Source organism: Streptomyces anandii JCM 4720 (genome assembly GCF_014650655.1).
In the GTDB taxonomy this organism is placed as follows: domain Bacteria; phylum Actinomycetota; class Actinomycetes; order Streptomycetales; family Streptomycetaceae; genus Streptomyces; species Streptomyces anandii.
In genome coordinates this window covers 415,096-420,658 of record NZ_BMVJ01000001.1, presented here as the reverse complement: position 1 = coordinate 420,658, position 5,563 = coordinate 415,096, and the positions used below count along the sequence as shown (strand labels likewise).

The 5,563-nt window shown below is 72.1% G+C and carries 6 protein-coding genes; 1 reads left to right on the top strand and 5 read right to left on the bottom strand.

Annotated elements, in window-relative coordinates; genetic code table 11:
• From IE249_RS35875 to IE249_RS01880, 5 genes are all read right to left on the bottom strand, one after another.
• A partial coding sequence (locus tag IE249_RS35875) for an efflux RND transporter permease subunit (protein WP_229857236.1) occupies nt 1-1,395 on the bottom strand: 1,395 nt, incomplete at its 3' end.
• Between the two features lie 192 nt (nt 1,396-1,587).
• Nucleotides 1,588-2,268: a response regulator gene (locus IE249_RS01895; RefSeq protein ID WP_189702979.1), complete on the bottom strand. Its 681-nt coding sequence runs from the start codon at nt 2,266-2,268 to the stop codon at nt 1,588-1,590.
• Nucleotides 2,265-3,497: a sensor histidine kinase gene (locus IE249_RS01890; RefSeq protein ID WP_189702978.1), complete on the bottom strand. Its 1,233-nt coding sequence runs from the start codon at nt 3,495-3,497 to the stop codon at nt 2,265-2,267. The genes IE249_RS01895 and IE249_RS01890 overlap by 4 nt, the downstream gene beginning before the upstream one ends.
• Before the next feature lie 95 nt (nt 3,498-3,592).
• Nucleotides 3,593-3,871, bottom strand: coding sequence for a PspA-associated protein PspAA (gene pspAA / locus IE249_RS01885; protein ID WP_189702977.1), 279 nt, complete (start codon nt 3,869-3,871; stop codon nt 3,593-3,595).
• A gap of 29 nt (nt 3,872-3,900) precedes the next feature.
• A complete protein-coding gene (locus tag IE249_RS01880; RefSeq protein WP_189702976.1) occupies nt 3,901-4,704 on the bottom strand; it encodes a PspA/IM30 family protein in 804 nt (267 codons plus the stop codon).
• A gap of 298 nt (nt 4,705-5,002) precedes the next feature.
• Here IE249_RS01880 and IE249_RS01875 point away from each other — a divergent pair.
• Nucleotides 5,003-5,563 (top strand): DUF3043 domain-containing protein (locus tag IE249_RS01875; protein WP_229857228.1); only part of this gene is annotated, 561 nt, incomplete at its 3' end.

Below are 5,563 nucleotides of genomic sequence, written 5' to 3'. Positions count from 1 at the left end.
CGTCACGGTGATGCTGAACGAGCCGAACAGGGCGCCCACCATGCCGCCGACCAGGCCGATCGGCAGGAACACGGCGACCGTGGTGAGGGTGGAGGAGGTGACCGCGCCGGCCACCTCGCGCACGGCGTTGAGGATCGCCTCCTGGCGCTCCTCGCCGTAGCCGAGGTGCCGCTTGATGTTCTCCAGGACCACGATCGAGTCGTCGACGACCCGGCCGATGGCGATGGTCAGCGCGCCGAGCGTGAGCATGTTCAGGGACAGGCCGCGCGTCCACAGCACGATCAGCGCCAGCACCACCGACAGCGGGATGGACACCGCCGTCACCAGGGTGGAGCGGACCGAGGCCAGGAAGACCAGGATGATCAGGACAGCGAAGAGCAGGCCGAGCGCGCCCTCGGTGGTCAGGCCGCTGATCGACTTGGACACGGCCGGGCCCTGGTCGCTGACGACGGTGAGCCGCGCCCCGGAGCCGAGGTCCGCGCGCAGGCCGTCCAGCTTGTCCTTGACCGCGTCGGAGATGGCGACCGCGCTGCCGTCGTGGTCCATGGTGACGTTGACGGCGAGACTCGGGCGGCCGTCCGTACGGGTGATGGAGTCGGACGGGGCCGGCTGCTGCCGGACGGTCGCGACGTCACCGAGGCGTACGGGCTTGCCGGTGCCGGCGACCATCAGGTCCTGGATCTGCTCGACCGACGTGAAGCCGCCGCCGACCTGGACGGTGCGGTTGGCGCCGTTCTCCTCGAAGGAGCCGGCCGGGACGGTGGCGCCGCCCGCCTGCAGGGCCTGGCCGAGAGCGGCCGGGGTGAGGTGCGCGCGGGCCAGCTCCGCCTCGTCGGGGGTGACGGTGACCTGGAGGTCCCGTACGCCGGTGACCTGGACGCGGCCGACCCCGTCGATGTTCTTCAGCGTGGGGACGACCGTGTTGTCGACCTGGTCGGCGAGCGCCTGCTGGTCCTTGCCGGAGGTGACGGCGAGGACCACGGTCGGCATGTCGTCGGTGGAACCGGAGACGACCTGCGGGTCCACGCCGTCCGGGAGCTGGGCGCGGGCCCGGTTCACGGCCTGCTGCACGTCGGAGACGATCCGCTTGGTGTCGTTGCCGTAGTCGAAGGAGGCCCTGATCACGGCGTTGCCCTCGCTCGCCGTGGAGGTGACGCCGGTGACGCCGGAGACGCCCTGCAGGTTGTTCTCGATGGGCTCGACGACCTGCTTGTCGACGACGTCGGGCGAGGCGCCCTGGTACGGCGCGATCACCGACACCATGGGCAGTTCGATGGTGGGCAGCAGCTGCTGCTTGATCTGGGGTATCGCGATCAGCCCGAAGACGAGCGCGACGAGCGACATCAGGCCGATGAGGGCCCGTTGTGCGAGGCTGAATCCGGACAGCCGGGACATGGGTCAGGGTCTCTCTTCGTGAGCGGCGGCAGAGGAGGCGGCGCGGGCACGCACGGTCGACGCGCCCACGTGGACGCCCACAGGTGTGCGCCCACCCCAACACCCTGGTTCATGCCGCGGGTCCGATCCGTAGGCCCCAGGTCCATTTCCGGGGGCGCCCGGTACTGCGCGCGCAGTAGACACGGGTGGAGGTCAGTCCATCCGGGGGCGTACCAGACCGGATTCGTAGGCGATGACGACCAGCTGTGCGCGGTCGCGGGCGCCGAGCTTGGCCATGGCCCGGTTGACGTGCGTCTTCACGGTCAGTGGGCTGACTTCGAGGCGTTCGGCGATCTCGTCGTTGGAGTGGCCGCCCGCGACCTGGACGAGCACCTCGCGCTCGCGCACGGTCAGCGCGCCCAGGCGGTCGGAGCGGGCCGGGTCGCGGCCGTCGTCGGCGCCGCCCTGGGCGAGGAAGCGGGCGATCAGGCCCTTGGTGGCGGCCGGGGACAGCAGCGCCTCCCCGCCGGCGGCGACCCGGATGGCGCTGAGCAGTTCCTCGGGCTCGCTGCCCTTGCCGAGGAAGCCGGAGGCGCCCGCGCGCAGCGACTGCACCACGTAGTCGTCGACCTCGAAGGTGGTCAGGATGACCACGCGGACCTGGGCGAGCGCGGGATCGGCGCTGATCAGGCGGGTCGCGGCGAGGCCGTCGGTGCCGGGCATGCGGATGTCCATCAGCACCACGTCGGCGCGCCGTTCCTTGGCCAGCCGCACCGCCTCGGCCCCGTCGGAGGCCTCGCCGACGACCTCCATGTCGGGCTCGGAGTCGACGAGCACGCGGAAGGCGCTGCGCAGCAGTGCCTGGTCGTCGGCGAGCAGGACACGGATCGTCATGCGGCATCCCCCGGGGCGCGTGCGCTGGTCTTGACGGGCAGGATCGCATGGACGCGGAAGCCGCCGCCGTAGCGGGGGCCGGTGGTGAGGGTGCCGCCGAGGGCCGTGACGCGTTCGCGCATGCCGAGCAGCCCGTGTCCGCCGCCGGCCTCGGGGCCGCCGTCCGGTCCGTCCTGGTCGCCGGCTCCGTCGTCGAGGACGGTGACCTCCATGTTCGGTCCCACGCGTACGACGCTGACCTCGGCCCTGGCCCGGACTCCGGCGTGCTTCTGCACATTGGTGAGGGCCTCCTGGACGACGCGGAACGCGGCCAGGTCGACGGCGGCGGGCAAGGCGGTGCCGTGGTCTGTGCGGGCGATCTCGACGTGCAGTCCGGCGCTGCGGAAGGTGCCGGCGAGTTCCTCCAGACGGTTCAGGCCGGGGGCGGGTTCGGTGGGGGCCTCGGGGTCGCCGGACTGGCGGAGCAGGCCGACCGTGGCGCGCAGTTCGTTGAGCGCGGAGCGGCTGGCCTCACGGACGTGGGCCAGGGCCTCCTTGGCCTGGTCGGGGCGCTTGTCCATGACGTGTGCGGCGACCCCGGCCTGCACGTTGACCAGGGCGATGTGGTGGGCGACGACGTCGTGCAGGTCACGCGCGATGCGCAGGCGCTCCTCGGCGACGCGGCGGCGGGCCTCCTCCTCGCGGGTGCGCTCGGCCCGTTCTGCGCGCTCGCGGATGGCGTGCACGAAGGCGCGGCGGCTGCGGACGGCGTCGCCGCCGGCGGCGGCCATGCCGGTCCAGGCGAAGATCGCGAGGTTCTCCTGGGCGTACCAGGGCAGGGGCCCGGCGAGCATGGCGGCGCCGGTGAGCACCGTCATGGTGGTCAGGCCCAGGCGCCAGGTGGTGGGGCGGTCGGTGGCGGCGGCGACGGTGTAGAGGGCGACGACCGCCGACATCGCGACGGGGGCGCGGGGGTCACCGGTCACGCACTCCACGACGGAGACGGTGCCGGTGACGGCGAGGACGGAACGCGGGGCGCGGCGGCGCAGGACGAGCGCGGCGGCGCCGAGGGCCATGAGGAGCAGGCTGAGCGCGTCCGGCCGGCGCACTCCCCAGGTGACGCCGTTCTCGCCGCGGGGATCCACGAAGGACCCCACCACCATGCACACCAGCACCCCGGCCGCGAGCGCCGCGTCCAGGGCGAGCGGATGTGCCCTGAGGCGGCAGCGGGCACGGTCGAGAGCAGTCACGCCGCCCAACGCTACGACGCCCCCACCCCCCGCGGAACCGGCCCCCGCGCATCAACCTCCGGGCCGGGAGCGGGGACCCCCGGAACGGGGCGGGCTCAGCCCGGGATCAGGCCGCCGCCGGTCAGGAGGTCCCGGACCTCTTCCAGGGTGGCCTCCGGGGCGGGGAGGATCAGTTCGGACGGCTCCAGGGAGTCGTCCGGGAGGGGGACTCCCAGTTCGCGCACCTTGGACAGCAGGGCGGTCAGGGTGCGGCGGAAGCCGGGGCCGTCGCCGTTCTCCATCTCGGCCAGGAGTTCGTCGTCCAGCTTGTTGAGCTCGGTGAGGTGGCTGTCGGCCAGCCTCACCTGTCCCTCCCCCATGATCCGTACGATCATGTCGCCCTCCTAGGCGGCGTGGGCCCCGCTCACTGCTTGTCGAAGCGAGGGGTGTCCTGCGGCTGCTGCTGGGACTCGGGCTGCGCCTGGCCGGCGCCGCCCTCGATCGCCTGCCGCTCGGCGGACGGACCTCCGGCCAGCTCCGCCTTCATGCGCTGCAGCTCCAGCTCTACATCCGTACCACCCGAGAGCCGGTCCAGCTCGGCCTGGATGTCGTCCTTGGCCATGCCCGAGGGGTCGTCGAGGGCGCCGGAGGCGAGCAGCTCGTCGATCGCGCCGGCCCGGGCCTGGAGCTGCTGGGTCTTGTCCTCGGCGCGCTGGATGGCGAGCCCGACGTCGCCCATCTCCTCGGAGATGCCGGAGAACGCCTCGCCGATCCGGGTCTGCGCCTGGGCGGCGGTGTAGGTCGCCTTGATGGTCTCCTTCTTGGTGCGGAAGGCGTCCACCTTCGCCTGGAGCCGCTGGGCCGCGAGAGTGAGCTTCTCCTCCTCGCCCTGAAGGGTCGCGTGCTGCGTCTCGAGGTCGGTGACCTGCTGCTGGAGCGCGGCGCGGCGGGAGAGCGCCTCGCGCGCCAGGTCCTCGCGGCCCAGCGCCAGCGCCTTGCGGCCCTGGTCCTCCAGCTTGCCGGACTGCTGCTGCAGCTGGTTCAGCTGGAGCTCCAGGCGCTTGCGGGAGGTGGCCACGTCGGCGACGCCGCGGCGCACCTTCTGCAGCAGCTCCAGCTGCTTCTGGTACGAGTAATCGAGGGTTTCGCGCGGGTCCTCGGCCCGGTCAAGGGCCTTGTTCGCCTTCGCGCGGAAGATCATCCCCATACGCTTCATGACACCGCTCATGGGCTTCGCGCGCCCCCTTCTGACGGACTCCAGCTCACAGCTCTGCGACAGAACCCACAGTACGGGCCCTGCATCCATTACCGCACTGTTCGGGAACGGATGCGGTCATCCCCAAGGACGAGTGCGTACGTCTCCGCTCCGGCGCAGGGAGTAGGTGACCCCCGGGCACGCCGGGCGCGGCGGCGGGCGCGACGTCCGCTCCGCGTCGTTCTGTGTCCCCCTACAGACGACCGGTGTTGCCGGATCGTTCCCCGCGGGGCTGGGGTCCATGCGGGTCATGCCCTTACCCTTGGGTTTTGTGTTCCGTAGCCGTGCCAAGGAAGAGAAGGCCCCCGTCGCCGACAAGGCGCAGGTGAACTTCTCCAAGCAGACCCGTGACCCGCAGGCCCCCAAGGGCCGGCCGACCCCCAAGCGCAGCGAGGCCCAGTCCCAGCGCCGCAGCGTCGCCAGCACGCCGCTGACGCGCAAGGACGCCGCCAAGCGGCAGCGCGAGGAGCGCCGTGCCGCGATGGAGCGGCAGCGCCAGGCGCTGGCCGGTGGCGACGAGCGCTACCTGCCGGCCCGTGACAAGGGCCCGGTGCGCAAGTTCGCCCGCGACTTCATCGACTCGCGGTTCAACGTCGCGGAGTTCTTCCTGCCGATGGCCGTGGTCATCCTCGTGCTGAGCATGGTGCGGGTCGCGTCGCTGCAGAGCATCGCGCTGCTGCTGTGGCTCGTGGTGATCGTCCTCATCGTGCTGGACTCGGCCGTCACCGCCTTCCGCCTCAAGAAGCGGCTGGCCGAGCGGTTCCCCGGCCAGAACAGGAAGGGCGCGGTCGCCTACGCCCTGATGCGCTCGCTCCAGATGCGCCGGCTCCGG